Source organism: Variovorax sp. OAS795 (assembly GCF_040546685.1).
Taxonomy (GTDB): Bacteria; Pseudomonadota; Gammaproteobacteria; order Burkholderiales; family Burkholderiaceae_C; genus Variovorax.
Map to the genome: position 1 here is coordinate 4,065,221 of NZ_JBEPOH010000001.1, position 19,374 is coordinate 4,084,594.

At 69.3% G+C, this 19,374-nt stretch carries 19 protein-coding genes; 6 read left to right on the top strand and 13 right to left on the bottom strand.

Annotated features, from left to right (window positions below; translation table 11 throughout):
* Window positions 1-8: 8 nt before the first annotated feature.
* The 9 genes from ABID97_RS19680 to ABID97_RS19720 form a co-directional block, all read right to left on the bottom strand.
* Window positions 9-692, bottom strand: a complete 684-nt coding sequence (locus ABID97_RS19680; protein WP_354400169.1) for a DsbA family oxidoreductase — start codon at window positions 690-692, stop codon at window positions 9-11.
* A gap of 38 nt (window positions 693-730) precedes the next feature.
* A complete protein-coding gene (locus tag ABID97_RS19685; RefSeq protein ID WP_354400170.1) occupies window positions 731-2,140 on the bottom strand; it encodes an MFS transporter in 1,410 nt (469 codons plus the stop codon).
* Window positions 2,141-2,170: 30 nt separating this feature from the next.
* Complete coding sequence (locus ABID97_RS19690) at window positions 2,171-4,063, bottom strand: bifunctional sugar phosphate isomerase/epimerase/4-hydroxyphenylpyruvate dioxygenase family protein (RefSeq protein WP_354400172.1); 1,893 nt, start codon at window positions 4,061-4,063, stop codon at window positions 2,171-2,173.
* A 141-nt stretch (window positions 4,064-4,204) separates the two neighbouring features.
* Window positions 4,205-4,969, bottom strand: coding sequence for an alpha/beta fold hydrolase (locus ABID97_RS19695; RefSeq protein WP_354400173.1), 765 nt, complete (start codon window positions 4,967-4,969; stop codon window positions 4,205-4,207).
* On the bottom strand, window positions 4,966-6,186 hold the full coding sequence (locus tag ABID97_RS19700) for an MFS transporter (protein WP_354400175.1): 1,221 nt from the start codon (window positions 6,184-6,186) through the stop codon (window positions 4,966-4,968). The genes ABID97_RS19695 and ABID97_RS19700 overlap by 4 nt, the downstream gene beginning before the upstream one ends.
* Window positions 6,183-6,614 carry a carboxymuconolactone decarboxylase family protein gene (locus ABID97_RS19705; protein WP_354400176.1) on the bottom strand — a complete coding sequence of 144 codons (432 nt, stop codon included), beginning with the start codon at window positions 6,612-6,614 and terminating at the stop codon, window positions 6,183-6,185. Before ABID97_RS19705 ends, ABID97_RS19700 begins: the two co-directional genes overlap by 4 nt.
* The gene (gene pcaB, locus ABID97_RS19710; RefSeq protein ID WP_354400177.1) at window positions 6,611-7,822 is read right to left on the bottom strand and encodes a 3-carboxy-cis,cis-muconate cycloisomerase; all 1,212 of its coding nucleotides are present in this window, start codon (window positions 7,820-7,822) and stop codon (window positions 6,611-6,613) included. The genes ABID97_RS19705 and pcaB overlap by 4 nt, the downstream gene beginning before the upstream one ends.
* Before the next feature lie 10 nt (window positions 7,823-7,832).
* Window positions 7,833-8,666, bottom strand: a complete 834-nt coding sequence (locus tag ABID97_RS19715) for a shikimate dehydrogenase family protein (RefSeq protein ID WP_354400178.1) — start codon at window positions 8,664-8,666, stop codon at window positions 7,833-7,835.
* A gap of 150 nt (window positions 8,667-8,816) precedes the next feature.
* The gene (locus tag ABID97_RS19720) at window positions 8,817-9,740 is read right to left on the bottom strand and encodes a shikimate dehydrogenase family protein (protein WP_354400180.1); all 924 of its coding nucleotides are present in this window, start codon (window positions 9,738-9,740) and stop codon (window positions 8,817-8,819) included.
* A gap of 202 nt (window positions 9,741-9,942) precedes the next feature.
* Between ABID97_RS19720 and ABID97_RS19725 the strand changes: the two genes are divergently transcribed.
* The 5 genes from ABID97_RS19725 to ABID97_RS19745 all read left to right on the top strand — a co-directional run bounded on the left by ABID97_RS19725 (window position 9,943) and on the right by ABID97_RS19745 (window position 14,959).
* A complete protein-coding gene (locus tag ABID97_RS19725) occupies window positions 9,943-10,737 on the top strand; it encodes an IclR family transcriptional regulator domain-containing protein (protein ID WP_354400182.1) in 795 nt (264 codons plus the stop codon).
* A gap of 74 nt (window positions 10,738-10,811) precedes the next feature.
* Window positions 10,812-11,819, top strand: a complete 1,008-nt coding sequence (locus tag ABID97_RS19730) for a Bug family tripartite tricarboxylate transporter substrate binding protein (protein WP_354400183.1) — start codon at window positions 10,812-10,814, stop codon at window positions 11,817-11,819.
* A 24-nt stretch (window positions 11,820-11,843) separates the two neighbouring features.
* A complete protein-coding gene (locus ABID97_RS19735) occupies window positions 11,844-12,509 on the top strand; it encodes a response regulator (RefSeq protein ID WP_354400185.1) in 666 nt (221 codons plus the stop codon).
* On the top strand, window positions 12,510-13,928 hold the full coding sequence (locus ABID97_RS19740; protein ID WP_354400186.1) for a sensor histidine kinase: 1,419 nt from the start codon (window positions 12,510-12,512) through the stop codon (window positions 13,926-13,928).
* Between the two features lie 11 nt (window positions 13,929-13,939).
* Entirely contained in the window at window positions 13,940-14,959 is a 1,020-nt protein-coding gene (locus ABID97_RS19745) for a Bug family tripartite tricarboxylate transporter substrate binding protein (protein ID WP_354400187.1), read from the top strand.
* Between the two features lie 36 nt (window positions 14,960-14,995).
* Here the strand turns inward: ABID97_RS19745 and ABID97_RS19750 are convergent, their stop codons facing one another.
* Window positions 14,996-15,664 carry a hypothetical protein gene (locus tag ABID97_RS19750; RefSeq protein ID WP_354400188.1) on the bottom strand — a complete coding sequence of 223 codons (669 nt, stop codon included), beginning with the start codon at window positions 15,662-15,664 and terminating at the stop codon, window positions 14,996-14,998.
* A 174-nt stretch (window positions 15,665-15,838) separates the two neighbouring features.
* Between ABID97_RS19750 and ABID97_RS19755 the strand changes: the two genes are divergently transcribed.
* Window positions 15,839-16,357, top strand: coding sequence for a hypothetical protein (locus ABID97_RS19755; protein ID WP_354400189.1), 519 nt, complete (start codon window positions 15,839-15,841; stop codon window positions 16,355-16,357).
* 13 nt (window positions 16,358-16,370) lie between these two features.
* Here ABID97_RS19755 and ABID97_RS19760 read toward each other — a convergent pair whose 3' ends face one another.
* From ABID97_RS19760 to ABID97_RS19770, 3 genes are read right to left on the bottom strand one after another with little or no spacing between them, the layout of a single operon-like run.
* On the bottom strand, window positions 16,371-17,606 hold the full coding sequence (locus ABID97_RS19760) for an ROK family transcriptional regulator (RefSeq protein ID WP_354400190.1): 1,236 nt from the start codon (window positions 17,604-17,606) through the stop codon (window positions 16,371-16,373).
* The gene (locus tag ABID97_RS19765; protein WP_354400191.1) at window positions 17,599-18,405 is read right to left on the bottom strand and encodes an ATP-binding cassette domain-containing protein; all 807 of its coding nucleotides are present in this window, start codon (window positions 18,403-18,405) and stop codon (window positions 17,599-17,601) included. Before ABID97_RS19765 ends, ABID97_RS19760 begins: the two co-directional genes overlap by 8 nt.
* Complete coding sequence (locus ABID97_RS19770) at window positions 18,405-19,364, bottom strand: ABC transporter permease (RefSeq protein ID WP_354400193.1); 960 nt, start codon at window positions 19,362-19,364, stop codon at window positions 18,405-18,407. The genes ABID97_RS19765 and ABID97_RS19770 overlap by 1 nt, the downstream gene beginning before the upstream one ends.
* Window positions 19,365-19,374: the final 10 nt, after the last annotated feature.

Genomic DNA, 19,374 nt, shown 5'->3' on the forward strand with positions numbered 1-19,374 from the left:
CTCCCCGATCAGGCGGCGGCCACAGCGCTGGGCTCCGCGCCGGCGATCTGGCGCAGCGCCCTCTCGAACACCTCGACGGGCTGCCCGCCCGAGATCAGGTGGTGGTCGTTGATGATGATGGCGGGCACCGAGTGGATGCCCGCATCGGTGTACATGCGTTCGCGCTCGCGGGTTTCACGGGCGAACTCGCCGCTCGCCAGGATCTCGCGGGCACGCGCCGCATCGAGCCCCGCCTCGGCCGCTGCGCGCACCAGCACCTCCGGGTCCGAGGGGTTCTGCCGCTCGGTGAAGTAGGCCTTTAGCAGCAGCTTCTTGAGCGCGACCTGCGCGGCGGGGTTTTCGAGCCCGGCCCAGTGCAGCAGGCGATGGGCATCGAAGGTGTTGTAGATGCGCGGCCGGCCTTCGGGGCTGAACTCGAAGCCCACCTCGGCGCCGCGCTGGCGGATCATCTCGCGCGACTGTTCCTGCTGCTCGCGGGTCGAGCCGTACTTCTGGTTCAGGTGCTCGAAGGTGTCCTGCCCTTCGGCCGGCATCTGCGGATTCAGCTCGAAGGGCTGGAAGTGCAGTTCCGCCGTGACGTCGGGCGCCACGCGCCGCAGCGCCGCCTCGAGCGAGCCGAGGCCCACGGCACACCAGGGGCAGGAGACATCGGAGACGAAATCGATCTTGAGATGGGAAGTCATGGGCGCCATTTTTCATGGCGCCGACGCCCTTTGTGCGCGCAAGGTCTTCAGGCGGCTGCCTTGGCAAGGCGGGCGTCCACCAGCGTCTGCTCGCGCAGCCGGTCGTACTCGGGCTTGTCGACCGGCACCGCATCGGGCTTGCCCAGGTCGTTCATGTGCACGCGGTAGGTTTCGCGCGCGGTCAGGGCCGAGACCGCGGCAATGGCGCAGATCGCCAGCGTGATGGCACCGACGGTCAGCGGGATGTTGGCCGCACCGGGGGGCGCGACGGCCACGAACAGCGCCGGCAGCAGCGCGGTGATCGCGGTGCCGATGTTCTGCGAGATCGCCATGCCCGAGACGCGGGTGCGCGTGGGGAACATTTCCGGATAGAAGCTCGGGAACACGGCGTTGTAGCCCTGGTAGACCACGCCCCACATGAGCAGCGACATCACGATGGCCAGCGGCACGTTGTGGATGCTGATGGCGTACAGGTAGCCGAACGACAGCAGGCCCGAACCGATGGCGCCCACGGCGATCGGCAGGCGGCGCCCGACCTTGTCCGACAGGTTGCCCACGAACGGGATCACGATCACGGCCAGGATGTTGCCCATCACCGGGATCCAGAGGTAGATGTCCTTCTCGAAGTTGATCCCGTAGCCCGGCTGCACCGCATAGGCGGCGCCGAAGATGGTCGCGACCACCGGGATCACGTTCATCAGCGAGCACAGCAGCACGCGCAGCATGTCGCGCCAGCTCTCGGTCACGGCCTGGATCACCGGCGCCTTCGGCACCTTGCCGCTCTTGTCGACCTCGGTGAAGGCCGGTGTCTCGTCCACTTCCTTGCGGATGATGTAGCCGGCCACGATGACGATGAAGCTCAGCAGGAACGGAATGCGCCAGCCCCATGCGTTGAAGGCGTCCTTGTCCATGTAGTGCGCGAGTGGCAGGAACACGGCGGCCGCCATGATCTGGCCGGCCTGCACGCCCTGCAGCGTGAAGCTCGCGAAGAAGCCGCGCCGCCCGAAAGGCGCGTGCTCCAGGATCATCGAGCTTGCGCCCGAAATCTCGCCGGCCACGGCAAAGCCCTGGATCAGGCGCAGCACCACCAGCAGCGCAGGCGCCCACAGGCCGACCTGGTCGTAGGTCGGCAGCAGGCCCACGGCGATGGTCGAGAAGCCCATCAGGAACATGCAGACGATCAGCACCGTCTTGCGGCCGTGCGTGTCGCCCCAGTGGCCCAGCAGCAGTGCGCCGATCGGCCGCGCGACATAGCCCACGCCGTAGGTTGCGAGCGACGCGATGATCGCGATCTGCGGGTCGCCCTTGGGGAAGAAGATCTGCGGGAAGATCAGCGCCGCCGCCGTGGCGTAGATGAAGAAGTCGTAGTACTCCAGCGCCGAGCCGATCCAGCCGCTCGCGGTGGCCTTCTTCGACTGGTGCCTGCCTTTCGGCTCGTGGGCCGTGATGGATGCCATGGTTTGTCTCCAGGGTTGACGAAAAAAAATCTATGCCTGCGCCTGCGATGCCATGCGCGCAGGTGCGTTGAGTGCGCCGTAGGCGTCGTAGCCCGCGGTGCGCTGTGCGAGTTCGAAGAAAAGCCCGCCTTCGATGTTCTCGGTGTAGATGTGCAGGTAGTCGCCCGCGGGCGAGCGGTCGAACAGCACGCCCGATGCGCGAAGTCGTGCGAGCAGCGCCGGGTCCAGGTCGATGCGCGTGGCCAGGTCGTCGTAGTAGTTGTCCGAAATGGGCACGAAGCGCGTGCCCGCGGCGCGCAGCCGCGCCACGCTGTCGAATATGTCGTCGCAGCACAGCGCAATGTGGTGCACCGCGCCGCCGCCGGTCACGCTGAGCGTGCGCGCGGTGCGGGTGCGCTGGCTCAGCGACACGTTGAGCACCAGCCGCACGCTGCGGTCGGCATTGGCCACGCCCCGGCTGCGGATGAGCCCGAAGGGATCGGCGAGCTCCAGGCTTTCGCCCGGCTCCAGCCCCAGCACGGCACGCGTGAACAGCACCCAGGTGTCGAGCTGGTCCACCGCAAGGCCCAGTGCCACATGGTCGATCCGCATCAAGCCGACGTCCGGGGCAGCATCCGGTGCCTGTTCCTCGAGGATGAAGTCGGCCTCATGGAGCCCATTGGTGCCCAGCGACTCTGCAACGAAATGGATGAGGTTGCCGCCCGGCGCCACGATGGCGGGCACGCGCAATTCGTCGGGGCCGACGGGGCTGTCGTGGCGCTGCGAACGCATGGCGGTGGCACGGTCGACGGCGGCCTGCGGATCGGCGCAGCGCACGCCCAGCGCGCAGACCGAGGTGCCGTGCGCGTCGAAGCGGCTGCGCGCGAACGAATCGGGCTGCGCATTGACGATCAGGTTGATCTCTCCCTGGCGGTACAGCACCACGGCCTTGGAGCGGTGGCGGCCCGCGCGGCGGAAACCGAGTTGCCCGAGCAGCGTTCCGAGCGTGAGGGCCGAGGCCTCGTCGGCGGCGAATTCGATGAACGACAGGCCCGACAGCGCCGGCGCGGCGGGCGGGCTGAACAGCGCGACAGGCCGCGCATGCGCAGGGGCAGCGGCGGCCGCTGCCACCCGAAGCCGGGCTTCGCTCTCCAGGTACAGCAGCGAGCGCATCGCATCCACCGCGGTGCGGCGGTTGGGCGTCTCGCGGAAGATGTCGTTGAAGATCTCGAGCGACAGCGGCCCGGTGTAACCGGCGCGCAGCACCTGCGCAAAGAAGCCGATCACATCCAGGTCGCCCTGCCCCGGGAACGAGCGGTGGTGGCGCGCCCACTGCAGCACGTCCATCGCCAGCAGCGGCGCGTCGGCCATCTGCAGGAAGAAGATCCTGTCGCCCGGAATGGCCGCGATCCCTGCGGGATCGTCCTTCAGCGACAGCGTGTGGAAGCTGTCGAGGATCAGGCCGAGGTTCGGATGAGCGGCCTCGCGCACGATGTTCCAGGCCTGGCCGTAGAGCGAGGTGAAGCGGCCCCAGGCCAGCGCCTCGAAGCCCACGCGCAGGTTGCGCCGGGCGGCGCGCTCCGCCAGTTCATGCAACTGGGCCGCGGCCAGCGCCGGGTCGTCGATGGCCAGCGGCGAGGTGTTCGAGCAGCACAGCACCATCGGTGCGCCCATCGCCTCCATCAGGTCGAACTTGCGCTCGGCGCGCTCCAGGCTGCGGCGGAACTGCGGCTCGGGCATGGCCTCGAAATCGCGGAACGGCTGGTACAGGTCGATCGAGAGGCCCAGGTCCGCGGCAATGCGGCCCAGCTCGGCAGCGGTGCCCTTGAAGTTGACGAAGTCGGCCTCGAACAACTCGATGCCGTCGAACCCCGCGGCCGCGACGGCTTCGAGCTTCTGGCGCAGCGTGCCGCTGAGGGAGACGGTGGCAATGGAGCGATGCATGGGGGTGACTGTAGGAACCCCGACCGCCCGCCACAATGCTTTGCGCCGCGCCCGCGTTCGATCATCGAACGCTTACGTTCATTGTTCGCACGAAACAGGGGTTAGACCTAGGCCCGACGCCGCGTCGCGGAACACGCTTTTTCAGAGGCTGCGCCAGTAATCGATCAGCAGCTGAGCAAACTCCACCGGCCGCTCCACCGCGCTGAGGTGCGCCGCGTCGATGGTGGCGAGGCGGGCGCCGGGAATGGCGGCCACGATGGCTTCTGACATCGCCGGCGGCGTCGCTTCGTCCTGCAGCCCGGCTATAACCAGCGTCGGCACGGCGATGCGGCGGTTGCTGTCGCGAAAATCGATGGCGGCCACGGCGTTGCAACTCTCGATGTAGCCCTGCGGATCGGTACGCACCAGCACGTCGTGCAGCGCCTGGGCCGCGGCCTTGCCCTCCCCGGTGGTGACGAAGCCGTGCGTGAGCCAGCGCGCCACCGCGCCCGGCGCAATGGCGGCCACGCCCTTGGCGGCAACGGTTTCGACCCGGGCGCGCCAGGGCGACGCGTCGGGATAGTGGGCCGACGAGTTCGCGATCACCACGCTGCGCAGCAGTTCAGGATGCCGCACCGCCAGCGCCTGGGCCGTCATCCCGCCCATCGACAGGCCGACGAAGTGCACCGGCTCCCCGCCCGCCTCGCGCTGGATGAGCCCGGCCACGTCCTGCGCCAGCGTCTCGACACGCAGCGCGCCGGGCACCACCTCGGAGCCACCGTGGTTGCGGTGGTCGTAGCGGATCACGGTATGGCCGCGCGACAGCTGCTCGGCCACGCCGTCCCACATGTGCAGGTCGCAGCCCAGCGCATGGCTCAGCACGACGAAGGGGCCGCTGCCTTCGCGGACGACATTCAGGCGGGTCATGGTGATTCCTTCTTGATTGGATGTTGAAGACGCGGCAGCCAGAGGAACGCGATCGCCAGCAGCACGCCACCCGCGAGCAGCAGCGGCGCGACCATCGGCCAGGCTCCGTTCGAAAAACCCTCGTCGACGAACTGTGCCGCAAGTTGCCCGGCGCAGAACGCCACCATCATCATGCCGAAGCCCGACCACGACACGGCCCGACCTGCCAGGTGCGGCAGGTCGCCTACCGCGCCGGCCTGCCCGCAGGGCTGGTGGATGCCGTGGCCCAGGCAATAGACCGCGTGGCCCGCGAGCAGCGGCACCGCGCTGTGCGGCGCGAGCCAGCAGCCCAGCGCCTGGATCGTTGCGCCCGCAAGGCTCAGCGTGGCGCCCAGCTGGACGGTATGCACGGGCCCGTATTTGCGAAGCAGGCGCCGGCACATCGTGGTGCTGAAGATGTAGACCAGCGAGCCGCCCGCAGGGATCCAGCCGTACATCGCGGGCGACCAGCCCAGGTAGCCGATATAGACCATCGGCGACAGCAGCAGGAAGCAGAACAGGCCGCCGTAGGTGGTGGCAGCCAACGAAGCCCAGGCGCGGAAGCTGCGGCTCGCGAACACGGCGCGTGCACTGCCGCGCGGCGCGGAGACGTCACCGGACAGCGGCCGGCGCGTTTCGCCGAACGAATGCCAGCAGAGCGCAAGGAGCACCAGCGCATAGAGCGCCATCGACGCCATCACCCAGCGCCAGCCGGCGCCCTGCACCAGCCAGGCACCCACCAATGGCGCCAGCAGACCCACCACGCCGAGCCCCGTGAGCCCGCGCGCCATCACGTGCGGTCCTTCGTGCGCGGGGTACAGGTCGCGCACCGCGGCGCGCGCGCAGACGAGGATGGCGGCCATCGAAAAACCCTGCAGCGTGCGCCAGCCCGCAAGCACCGGCACGCTGCCGGCGAGAGCACCGCCGAGCGCGGCCGCCACGTAGCAGCCGAGGCCCGCCAGCAGCACGGGCCGGCGGCCGAAGCGATCGGCCAGCGGACCGCAGAGCAGTTGCGCAAAGCCGAAGGCCAGCACGAACAGCGTGAGGCTGGTACTGGCCGAGCCCAGTTCGCTGGCGATGGCGGGCAGCGCCGGCAGGTAGCTGTCGGTGGCCACGGGCTGCGCAGCGAGCAGCAGCGGCAACAGCAGGCCAAAGCCGGCCTCGAACCGGCGCCGCTCGGGCAACCCCTGCGGCGTCACTTCCCCGCCGCAGGCAGCAGGCCCTTCTCGCGCAGGATGCTGGTGGCAATGCCGAAGGCATGGTTGGCCACCGGCACGCCGCAGTAGATGGCCGCCATCATGATGACTTCCTTGATGTCGTCGGGCGTGAGGCGCGACTCGGGCGGGCCGTCGAGTGCGGCGCGCACGTGCATCGCGAACTCTTCGTAGGCGTGGATGCCCAGCATCATCGACAGCACCATGTAGCGGCGCGTCTTGTCGCCCAGCGCGGGCCGGCCCCAGATGTCGTTCCAGGCATGGCGAGTGATGAGTTCCTGGAACTCGGCGTTGAACTCGTTGCGGTTGGCCAGCGACTTGTCGACCCATGGGTCGCCCAGCACGCGGCGGCGGTTGACGAGGCCGGCTTCGTAGTCGTTCGCGGGCGGGGTGCCTGGCTGTTGATCGGTCATCGGGAGGTGTCTTTCGCGGTCAGTTGGGCGCGCAGGCCCGCCACTTGCCGGAGCGCCGTTTCGCCGGCGGGCCCGGCCAGCGCCGGGTCGAACCATTCGTCGGCGGCGTCGCGCGGCAGTTCGGCGCGCAGGGTGTCGATGTTGGCACGCATGCGCGCCGCGTCGATCTGCAGGCCCGGCAATGCACCGGCCAGCGCGCGTGCGCTGCCGTGCGCCGACATCAGCAGTTGCGGCCATTCGGCCAGTTCGGCCTGCCATCCGCCGAGGGCGCGCTCGTGCTCCTGCGGCATGGCGGCCAGCAGCGCGGCCACGCGCTGGGGCGCGCGCTGGGCTGCGGCCAGCGCCACCATCGCGGCCACGGGATTGCGCTTGTGCGGCATCGCCGAGGAACCGCCGCGGCCCGGCTCGGTGGGTTCCGCCGCCTCGCCGACCTCGTACTGGCCCATGAGCGAGATGTCGCGTGCGATCTTGCCGAGGCTGCCCGTGAGCAGGCCCAGTTCGCAGCCGAGCGCGACCCATTCGTCGCGCTGTGTGTGCCAGGTGGCGCCGGCATTGCCGAGGCCGAGTTCGTCGGCCACGCGCTGCACCACGGCGGGGCCCTGCCCCTTCATTTGCGCGAGCGTGCCGACGGCGCCGCCCAGCTGCACGTTCAATGCGTGGCGCGCCGCGCTTCGCAGCCGCTCGCGGCTGCGGACCAGGGGCGCGGCCCAGCCGGCGCACTTGAGGCCGAAGCTGGTGACCGACGCCGGCTGCATCAGCGTGCGTGCCAGGATCGGCGTGGCTGCGTGCCGGGTGGCATGCTGCAGCAGCGCCTCGATGGCGCGGTCGACATCGGTCTCGATCAGCGCGATGCCTTCGCGCGTGACCAGCGCCATGGCCGTGTCGATCACGTCCTGGCTGGTGCTGCCGAAATGCACGAAGGGCACGGCCTGCGGATTGAACACGCCCACGGCCTCCTTCAGGGCCTTGACGAGCGGGATCGCGACACTGCCGGCACGGCCGCTGTCGCGCACGATCTTGGCCACGTCGAACAGCTCGACCTTGCAGCTGCCGACGATCGAATGGGCTGCCGATTCCGGCACCAGCCCGAGCGCGGCCTGTGCGCGCGTCAGCGCCGCCTCGAAGCGCAGCATGGCGTCGACGAAATTGTGGTCGCTGAAGGCGGAGAGGGTTTCGGACGTGGAGAGAAAGCCTTCGAAAATACTCATGGTGAACGCCTCAATAGCTGATCTTCGCTGCGGCGCGCAGTGCGTCGGCCGTCGCGGTTCCGAAGCCGAAGAATTCCAGGTACGCGGGAATCATCTCGAAGAGCATGTCGGTGCCCACCTGCACCGCGCAGCCCTTGTCCAGCGCGGCGCGCAGCAGCGGTGTGTACTCGGATTTCATCACCACCTCGCCGACGAAGGCCGAGGGCGCGATGCGCTCCACGTCGAAAGGCAGCGGGTCGCCTTCCTTCATGCCCAGCGGCGTGGCATTGACGATCACGTCGAAACCCGCCGGGTCCTTCGAGCCCGTGGACACGCCCAGCGCCGGATAGTGCGCGCGCAGCCGCCCGGCCAGCGCATCGGCCGAGGCCGCGTGCGCATCGAAGAGCGCAAGGTGCGCCACGCCGGCGGCGGCCAGCGACGCCGCGATGGCCGAGCCGACGCCGCCGCTGCCGGAGACCAGCACGCGCGCGCCCTCGAGCGCGCAGCCCTTGCGCAGCACGCCGCGCACGAAGCCGGCGCCGTCGAACTGGTCGCCCAGCAGCGTGCCGTCGGCGCGCTTGAGCACCGCATTGCAGGCACCGGCGATCCGGGCCGTGGGCGTGACCTCGTCGACCAGGCCCATGGTGGTGATCTTGTGCGGCATGGTCACCAGCGCGCCACGGATGTTGGTGAGCCGGAACAGCGCGGCGAAAGCCGCGGGATAGTCCTCGGGTTTCACGCCCATCGGCACGACGACCGCATCGATGCCCTGCTTCTCGAACCAGGGGTTGTAGATCATCGGCGCCTTGAAGCTTTCGGTGGGAAAGCCAAGGTGCGCGACGAGGGTGGTCTTGCCGGTGATCATGCTGTGCTCCGCACGCCTTCCTGCGGATGCTTGATGGCCAGCATCAGCGCCATGAGCCCTTCGAGTCCGCGGCGGTACCACGAGAAGATTCTTGTCATTGCTTGTATTCCTGTTGAATGCGTTCGGCTCGGCCGTGTTGCGACTGCGCTGTCAGGCGACGTTGTCGGAGTGATAGCGCAATGGCGCTGCGATCTCCGCGTGCATGGCCGGCGGATAGACGATCTCGCGCAGGAAGCCGGCGTCGTCGCGCACGCCCTGCGCCGCGTCGGCATGCCCGAAGTACGCCAGGTAGTGCGGCATCTGCTGGATCAGCATCTCGAAGCCGGCCTGCGCGTTGAGGCCCCGCGCGCGCGCCGCCCGCACCAGCGGCGTCGGCTGGTTGCGCAGCAGGATGTCGAACAGGGCGGCATGGGGGTCCATGCGAGCGACGTCCACCGGCAAGGGGTCGCTCTCGTCCAGGCCCTGCGGCGTGGCGTTGATCACGAGGTCGTAGCCTTCGGGTGCGTTGCTGTCGACCACCGACACGCCGGCGTCGAAGAATGCGTCGAGCTTGGCTGCGACGCCCGCGGCCCTGCCGGCGGAAGTGTCATAGAAGGCGATGTGCTCGGCGCCATCGACCGTGCCGCCTTCGGCCAGCGCGACGCCAATGGCCGCCGCGCTCACGCCCGCGCCCAGGATCAGCACCCGCTTGCCGCGGAACGGAATGTTGAAGTGGTCGAGCGCGCCCAGCAAGCCTTCGCCGTCGAACAGGTCGCCCTCGAGCTCGTTGTTCTCGATGCGGCGCACCACGTTGACCGATCCCGCCACGCGGCCGAACAGGCCGCAGCCGTCGAGCAAGTCGACCACCAGCGGCTTGTGCGGCGGCGCGATCACCATGCCGCGCACGTTGCGGGCCAGGAAGGCCGACTTGAAGAACACCGCGAAGTCGCGCAGCGGCACCTGCACGGGCAGCAATACCGCGTCGATGCCGAAACGCTCGAAGACGGCATTGAACAGCCTCGGCAGGCGCACGTTGCGCACGGGGTCGCCGGGGATCAGGTACGCCAGGGTGCTGCCGGAAATGGAGGTGGTCATGTCGTGCCTCTTTTTGTGCGGCAATCGCTCCCACGCCAATTGCCAAGCCGGACTTTATCCACCTCGCCGTGCCAACCACCCTCGTGCGACCCTTGATTTTCTCGACAATCGTTCCGAGGCGTTCGTTAATCGTACAAAACCCGGGTTTATCCCAACCCAGCCTTTCCCCGGTATGCCCCGCCGCAACGGCACACTTCCGCCCATGAGCACCGATTCCGCCGATCTTTCTCCCGCGCCGCCCGGCTTGGACAAGCGCGACTGGATCGCCGGGCTGGAACGCGGCGTCAGCATCATCGAAGCCTTCGACGACGCCCATCCGCGCCTCACCGCGAGCCAGGCCGGCGAACGCACCGGCATGACGCGCACGGCCGCGCGGCGCTACCTGCTCACGCTGCAGCACATGGGCTACGTGGCCAGCGATGGCAAGCTGTTCTGGCTCACGCCGCGCGTGCTGCGGCTGGGGCAGTCGTACCTCGACTCGGCGCGGCTGCCGCGCATCGTCCAGCCTTTTCTGCAGCGGGTGGCGGCGGGCACGCACGAGATCGCCTACCTGAGCGTGATGGATGGCGACGAGGTGGTCTACATCGCGCGCAACGGCCCCAACCGCAGCATGAGCACCGGCTACGTGCTGGGCGCGCGCGTGCCGGCGCAGGTCACGGCTGCCGGCATGCTGATGCTCGCGCTGCGCGCCGAGGCCGAGCTGGCCGCGTGGCTGGCGACGCGGCAGCTGCAGGTGTTCACCTCCTACACCATCGCGAGCATGGAGCGCATGAAGCTCGAACTCGCGCGGATCCGCGCGCAGGGGTGGGCGCTGTCGGAACAGCAGCTCGACCTCAACTCGCGCGGCATTGCGGTGCCGCTGCGCGACCGGCACGGCACGCTGGTAGGCGCCCTCAACATCACCATGCCCATGGGCCACGAAAGCTCCGAAGACGCGGTGGCGCGCGTGCTGCCGGTGCTGCGCGAGACGGCGCAGGCCATGCGCAACCTGATTTGAGCTGACAGCTTCCCGACAGCCTCGGTCGGGCAGGATGCAGGTTTTCTTGAACATAAACGATGGAGACAAGCACCATGTCCGACGACTTCATGAACGACCAGCAGCCCACGCGGCGCCAGTGGCTGCAGGGCGGCAGCGCGCTGGCCCTGGGCGGCCTGCTGCCTTCGATGGCATCGGCCCAGGCCGGCTGGCCCAGCAAATCGGTGCGCTTCGTCGTGCCCTTTGCGCCCGGCGGCAGCTCGGAGATCGTGGCGCGCTCCACCGCGGCCGAGCTCTCGCGCACGCTGGGCCAGAGCGTCTTCGTCGACAACAAGCCGGGCGCGGCCGGCAACATCGCGATGAGCGAAGTGGCGCGCGCCACCGACCAGCACACGCTGATCCTCGGCCACATCGGCACGCTGGCCGTCAACCCGTACATCTTCGCCAAGCTGCCCTACGACGCCAACAAGGACTTCAAGCCCGTGAGCCTGCTGGCCAAGGTGCCGAGCCTCTACGTGGTGCATCCCGACGTGCCGGCGCAGAACCTGAAGGAGTTCATCGCCTATGCCAAGTCCAAGCCCGGCAAGCTGAGCTACGGCTCCGCGGGCAACGGCAGCGCGGGCCACCTGGCCTTCGAATACCTGAAGATGACCGCCAACGTCTTCATGCTGCACGTGCCCTACCGCGGCACCGGGCCGATGGTGACCGACCTGCTCTCGGGCCGGCTCGATGCCTCGGCCATCGGCGCGGCGGCGGTCCTCCAGTTCATCAAGGCCGGCAAGGTGCGCTGCATCGCGACCGGCTCGGCCAAGCGCCTGCCGCAGCTGCCTGACGTGCCCACCGTGGCCGAGCAAGGCTTTCCGGGCTTCGAGATGACGCAGTGGTACGGCATGCTCGCCCCGGCCAACATCGAACCTGCGAACCTCGCCAAGCTGTCGGCCGAAACCATGAAGGCCGTGAAGTCGCCCGACTCGATGCAGCGCCTGACCGCCGATGCGGCCGAGGCCATTGGCGGCACGCCCGAGCAGTTCGCGCAGTTCATCGCCGCCGAGCAGGCCCGCTGGCAAAAGGTGATCGCAAGGGCAAACATCAAGCCGGACTGATTGCCGAGCCTCTAGCATCGCGCCATGCGCATCCTGCTGGCCGAAGACGAACACACCCTGGGCACCTGGCTCTGCAAGGCGCTGGAGCATGCGGGCATCCAGGTCGAGTGGGTGGACGATGGCCGGCTGGCGGACCGCGCGTTGCAGCAGCGCGAGCACGATGCGCTGGTGCTCGACCTGGGCCTGCCCGGCATGGACGGCCACACGGTGCTGCAGCGGCTGCGCGAACGCGACCAGCGGCTGCCGGCGTTGATCCTCACGGCACGCGATTCGCTGGACGAGCGCGTCGCCTCGCTCAATGCCGGTGCCGACGATTTCCTCGCCAAGCCCTTTGCCCTGGCCGAACTCGAGGCGCGCCTGCATGCGCTGGTGCGCCGGGCCCGCGGCGCCGAGCATCCGCGCCTCGCATGCGGCCCGCTGGTGTACGACGGCGTACGCCGGCAGTTCACGCTGAAGGGCGAAGCGCTGGCGCTGTCGCCGCGCGAGCTGGCCGTGCTGCGCGTGATGGTGCAGCGCAGCGGCGAGCCCTTGTCCAAGCAGCAGATCCTCGAGCGGGTGTTTTCAGACGACGAGGAAGTGCACCCCGAGGCCATCGAAGTGCTCGTCTACCGGCTGCGCAGGCGGCTCGACGGCGCGGGCGTGCGCATCGTCACGCTGCGCGGGCTCGGCTATGTGCTGGAGGCGGACTGAGTGCGCGCCGCAAGGGTCGTTGCCAACCGCTTGCGCCGCGCGAGCCTGTGGCAGCGGCTCGCGCTGCTGCTGTTCCCTGCGCTGCTGGTGGTCACGGGCCTGGAGCTGTGGATGACGAGGCACGACGCGCTGGCCGCCGCCAATGCGGCGTACGACCGCTCGCTGCTGGGCGCGCTGAAATCCATCGACGCCAACATCTCCACGGCCGCGGGCGGTCTCTCGGTCGAACTGCCCTACACGATGTTCGAGTTCTTCGAGCTGACGGCCAGCGGCCAGGTTTTCTTTCGCGTGGCGACGTCCGATGGACTCGTCGAGCTCGGCAGCGCCGACCTGCCCGCGCCGCCCACCCAGCTGGCGATGGGCGTGCCGGCCTTCTACGACGCGGCTTACTTCGGCGAGGCCGTGCGGCTCGCAGCCTACCGGCGCGACCTGGACCGCGCACCCGCCGGCAGCAGCGGCCGCAGTGTGTTGATCCAGGTGGGCGAGAGCACGCGCTCGCGCGAGGAGTTCAGCACGCGCTTCGTGCGCAGCGCGGCGCTGCGCGACGGGCTGGTGCTGGCAATGCTGTTCTGCGGCACCGCGCTTGCACTGGCGGCGGCACTGCGGCCGCTCTCGCGGCTCGCGCGCGAGGTGCAGGCCCGCAGGCCCGACGACCTGACGCGCATCGCCGCCACCGACCTGCCCGCCGAGGTGCGCCCGCTGGTGGATGCGGTCAACCAGCAGATGTCGCGCACGCAGGACCTGGTGACCCAGCAGCGCCAGTTTCTCGACGATGCCTCGCACCAGTTGCGCACGCACCTGACCACGCTGCAGATGCAGGCCGATTACGCCCGGCGCGAGGAAGACCCGGCGCAGGTGCGGGCCGCGCTCGATGCGCTGGGCACCGAGATCGGCCGCGCCACGCGCAGCGCCCAGCAACTGCTCGCGCTCGGCCGCAGCGACACGGTGGCGGTGGAACCGGCCGAGTTCGACCTTGCAGCGCTGTTGCGCGAAGTGGCCGTCGACCTGCTCCCGCTCGCACGGGCCAAGCGCATCGACCTGGGCATCCATTCGCCTTCGCCGGAGTTTCTTGCAGTGGCCGACCGCGGCCTGCTGCGCGAAGCCCTGGTCAACCTGGTGGCGAACGCCATCGCCTACACGCCGGCCGAAGGAACCATCACCCTCTTCGCAGCCGGCGATGCCGCAGGCTGGAGCCTCAACGTCGAGGACGACGGCCCTGGCCTGGGAGACGAAGAGCGCGGCACACTGGGCCAGCGCTTCAGCCGCGGCGCGCGTGCGGGCAAGGGGGGCTTCGGCCTCGGGCTCGCCATTGCGCGTTCCATCGCGCACCGTCACCGCGGGGAGCTGCGGCTCGAAGCCCGGCCCGGCACCACGGGGCTGCATGCGATCATCTGGTGGCCGCGGCCGGCGGCCAGCTGAGGGGCCGACCCATGCAGATTGCCTTCCTTGACCGCCGCCACGCGCTGCGCGCGCTGTGCGCGCTGCTGGTCCCCGGCATCGCCCGCCTGGCTGTGGCGCAATCCGGCGATCCCTCTTTGGCGGCGGCCGACTGCGTGATCCCGGCCAAGGCGGGTGGCGGTTTCGCCCTCACCTGCGCGCTCGCGCGAGATGCGCTGCAGGCGGTTCGCCCGGCGCGTCCGCCGCTGGCCCAGCGCTACCTGCCGGGCGGCATCGGCGCGGTCGCGTTCGACCGCATCGCCACCGGCCAGCTCGGCGGGCCGGGCACGCTGGTCGCGTTTTCCAGCGGCTCGCTGCTCAACCTCGCGCAGGGCCGCTTCGGCCCGCATCCCGCTTCGGCCGTGCGCTGGATCGCCACGCTGGGCACCGACTACGGCGTGATCGCGGTCCACCGCGACTCGCCCTACCAGCGGCTGCAGGACCTCGTCGCGGCCCTGCGGCAGGAGCCCTCGCGCACGGCCTTCGGCGCGGGCGGCACGGTCGGCAGCCAGGACTGGGTGAAGGCCGCGTTGCTGGTGCGCGCCGCAGGGCGCGATCACAAGGCCATGCGCTTCGTCTCCTTCGAGGGCGGTGGCGACGCGCTGGGTGCGCTGCAGGGCAAGCACGTCGACGTGTTCCCGGGGGACGCGGCCGAGGCGTTGCAGGCCATTGCGGGCGGCGCGGCGGTCCGCCTGCTGGCCGTGCTGTCGGAAACGCGGCTGGGCGGTGCGCTCACCGGCGTGCCGACCGCACGCGAGCAAGGCGTGGACATCGTGTGGCCGACCGTGCGCGGCCTGTACCTCAGCGCGAACGTGCCCGACGCCGCCGTGCGCGCATGGACCGCCGCATTCGCCGAGGCCGCCGCCGCGCCCGGCTACGCGGCCTTGCGCGAACGGCACGGCCTCTATCCATTTGCACTCACCGGCGCCGCGCTGGACGACTACGTGCAGGCCCGCATCGCGGCTTACCAGGCCCTCGCGGACACACTCGGCTTGCGTCGCTGGAAGCCTTGATGCCGCGGGGCATCTCGGCCTACCCGCACCGCGCACTCACGCCAACGGACGCGACAGCGTTGCCAGCTTGTTCTTCGCGCTTTGCAAGAGGCCCACGCGCTCGACGGGGAGCAAAGCCTTCGTATCGCCCAGCGCGATGAGCTCGAGCACGCCGGGTGCCGCGAGCTTCCGCGCGAGCGGATCGCGCGACGCCAGGTTGTTGAAGCTGGCATGCGAGATGACGTGCACCTTCAGGTGCCTGTGGATGTTCTTGGAGAGCTTGCGGCAGGCTTGCGTCATGGCGGCTTCGTCGGGCGTCGACTGGCCGTGCACGACGAGGAGTTCGATCGTGCCATCTTCGTCCTCGCCCAGCATGAAGGCGCGCACGACAGACTCCTTGAACTTGGCGCGAAGCATTGAACGGACCGGCTCGGCGGCGGCGAACGACTTGAGCGCGATGCTGCGCAGTTCGTCGTGGAAGAGGAAGGCGGGGTCGATCGAGACGGTGTCGGCCACCTCGTCTGTGTCGGCCGCGCCTGCCCCCGGCTTCCGCTTCTTCAGGATGCCGCTTTTCACGAGGTGTTCGAGGGTGCGCGCTGCGTCCTCGGGGTCGAGCCTGGAACGCCGGGCGAGTTCGCTGCTGGAAAACGGCTGGTCGGGCGCCGCGTAGGCGACCATCAAGAGCTTTTGCACCTCGGGTGCGAAAAGAAAATCTGCGGAGCTCATTGTTTTCGGGTTGTCGACAAGTGGATCTCATTATCGAGACACCCTCGGCCCTCCGGTGCGGCTTTGTCCACGGCGCTTTCGGGATGAATTCCGAAGCTGCGCATGGCGCCGGCCTACAGCCGTGACGCAAGCCGTCCACCACGATGCCTGAACACCAAACAAGGAGCTTCAGTCATGGGCATGGAACACACGATGGACAAGCTGAGCATGGGCGCAGCGACGAAGTCGCGGGGCGCCACGCACCGATCGGGCTCGGACTCGCAGCGCTACTGGGCACCTTGCCTGGCGGTGGCATTGGTCGCGATGTTTCTCTTCTACGTGACCTTGAAAGACCTCGTGGCAGAGAGCGCCGCGCGGGCGCCGACCTTGCCGCCCGCCGTCATGCCGGCTTCCGTCGAGGCTCCCGTGCCGCCTCGCACCCCGCCGCCTGAGGCATCGGCACGGGCATACCAGCAACCAGCTTGGCCGGCGCCTAGCCGTGCATCGCTCGCGAACGCATCCTTCGAGACCCCGGCGGCGCCTTCCGCGGCCCCCGCGGAGTTGCGCGCCGATGCTGCGCCCGTCTTCGTCGAGGTGCACAAGTGCGTGATGCCCGAGGGCGATGCGGCCTATTCCGACGGACCTTGTCCCGCAGGCGCCAGCGCAAGCACGCTGCGATTCCCACGGACCCTGCACGCCGCGGCGAGGCCTTAGCCGACCCGGCGGCTCAGGCCGCCTTCAGGAACACGTCGTGGTCCGGCGCGAAGTTGGCGTGCAGCGGCAGCATCGCACCGCCCAGCGCGCAGGCCTGCGCACCTGCTCGTCCGCCGTGCAGGCGCGGCTGCCAGAGGCCTTCCCAGTTGCACCGGCCCAAGGCCGCGCGCGTCTGGTCCAGCAGCGCGTCCAGCAATGAGCGCGACATGGAGCCGTCCATCACCACGTCGGCCAGGTCGAGCACCGCCGTGCCGCTGGCAATGGCATGGGCCAGCGCGAGCGATGCCGATGCAAGCCAGGCTTGCGTCGCGGCCGCATAGGGCCCCTGCAACGCCCGGTCGTCGTAGGCCGCGGTGGCATCGAGCCCTTCGCTGCGCAGGCGCTGTTCCAGCTCCCAGAGCGAGGCCTCGGCAATCAGCTGTTGCGCGGGACCGCCCCCGGCCGCAGCGGGCTGCATGGGCAGCGAGGCCAGCGCACCCGCATTGCCGTGTGCGCCGGTATGCAGGTGCGAGTTGATGACGAGCCCACCGCCCACGAAGGTGTCGACGAACACATACAGGAAACTCTTGAGGTCGTGGCCCCGTCCGGTGACCAGTTCGGCCACGCAGGCCGCGACGGTGTCGCGCGCGTAGCCCACGGGCACATCGGTGCGCGCCCGCACTTCGGCGGCCAGGTCCATCTGGTTCCACACGTCGGACTGCGCTTTCGACAGGCCGAGCGTGCGGTGCCAGCCGCCGAGCTGGAACGGCGCAGCCAGCCCCGCGCCCACCGTGCGTGCCGCCAGCGGGCCGAGTCCGTCGCGCAGCCGGTGGATGTGCGCAGCGATCGCGGGCAGCAGGTGCTCCGCGTCGGGAAACTCATAGGTGATGGCGTGGCGCTCGCGCACCTGCGCGGCAAAGTCGATGAGCAGCCATTCGGCGCCCCGCCGGCCGACCTTGATGCCGATCGCAAAGGCGCCGTCGGGGTTGAGCGCCAGCGGCACCGAAGGCTGCCCGATGCGGCCGCGCACGCGGCCCTGCTTCACGATGAGCTGGTCTTCCTCCAGCCGCGCAGTGATGAGCCCGATGGTCTGCGCGCTCAGCCCGGTGAGGCGGGCGAGATCGGCCTTGGGCAGGCTGGTGTGAACGCGCAGGGCCTGCAGCACCACACGCTCGTTGAACTGGCGCATGCCGACCTGGTTGGAGCCGCGCGGGCGCAGCAGGTCGGGCGGGCGCAAGCCAACGGCTGCAGAGGCTTGTGCATCAGGCATGGGCCTCCGCGGGCAGCTGGTCGGCGGTCATGGCGCCGGTCATCACGGCCACCGTGTCGCTCATGCTGATCTTCTTCGGGTTGAGCACGGCCGCGCGCTTGCCGAGCCGCGCCACATGGATGCGGTCGGCCACCTCGAACACATGCGGCATGTTGTGGCTGATGAGCACCACCGGCAGCCCACGGTCGCGAACGCGGCGGATCAGCTCGAGCACCATGTTGCCCTCCTTCACGCCGAGTGCGGCCGTGGGCTCGTCCATGATCACCACGTGCCGCGCAAAGGCCGCACTGCGCGCCACGGCCACGCACTGGCGCTGGCCGCCCGAGAGCGTCTCGACCGCCTGCGTCATCGACTGGATGCCGACCTTGAGGTCGGCCATGCGCGCGGCGCTTTCCTGCAGCATCTTCTTCTTGTCGAGCATGCGCAGCACGTTGCCCATGAAGCCCGGGCGGCGCAGTTCGCGGCCGAGAAAGAGGTTCTCGTAGATGGTCATGGCCGGCGCCACGGCCAGGTCCTGGTAGACGGTCTCGATGCCGGCGCGGCGCGCATCGAGCGGGTTGCGAAAATGCACCGGCGCGCCGTCCAGCAGGATCTCGCCCTCGTCGGGCACCACCGCACCGGAGAGCGCCTTGATCAGCGACGACTTGCCCGCGCCGTTGTCGCCGATCACCGCGAGGATTTCTCCTTCGCGCAGTTCGAAGTCGACACCGTCGAGCGCCGTCACCTGGCCGTAGCGTTTCACGAGGCCCCGGGCCTGCATCACGATCTTGGCGGATTGGGTATTGGCCACGGCGTTCATCAGCGGGCTCCCCGGCGCGAAAGTTGATCGGCCGCCACGGCAAGGATCACCAGCACGCCGGTCACCAGCACCTGGTAGATCGAGGACACGCCCATCAGCGTGAGCCCGTTGCGGAACACGCCGACGATGAGCACGCCGATGAGCGACCCCAGCACCACGCCGCGGCCGCCGAAGAGGCTGGTGCCGCCCAGCACCACGGCCGTGATCGCGTCGAGGTTCTCGGTCTGCCCCGCGTTCGGATCGCCCACGCCGGTGCGCGCCACCGACAGCAGCGAGGCAATGCCGTAGAGCGCACCCGCGGCCACGTACACCCCCAGCAGCACGCGCTGGGTGGGAATGCCGACCAGGCGTGTCGCTTCCGCGTTGTTGCCCACGGCGTAGATGTGCCGGCCCGCGGCCGTCTCGCGCAGCACGAACCACGCGAGCAGATACAGCACCAGCATCAGCACCGCACCCCATGCCACCTCGGCGCCGCCGATGGTGAAGGTGGTGCCCAGCCCCGTGAGGCCGGCCGGCAGGTCGGTGATGGTCTGCGAGGACGAATACAGCTGCGTGATCGCGAACGCGATGTTCAGCGTGCCCAGCGTCACGATGAAAGGCGGCAGCTTGATGCGCGTGACCAGGAGGCCGTTGAGCAGCCCGAACAGCGTCGTCACGCCCACGCCGCACAGGATGGCCACCGGCACCGGCAGGCCGAGCTCGGTGGCGAACTTGCTCATGATGATGCTGCCCAGCGCCATCACCATGCCGCACGACAGGTCGATGCCCGCCGTGAGAATGATCAGCGTCTGGCCGATGGCGATCACGCCGACCACCATCACCTGCTGCATGATCAGCGAGAGGTTGCCGCCCGTGAGGAAGCGGTCGGACTGGGTCGCAAAGAAGATGCATGCGCCGAGCAGGGCCAGCCACGGCCCCAGGGCGCCCCACGGAATGTGGTGCGTCGGAGATTTCGCCATCAGGTGCTCC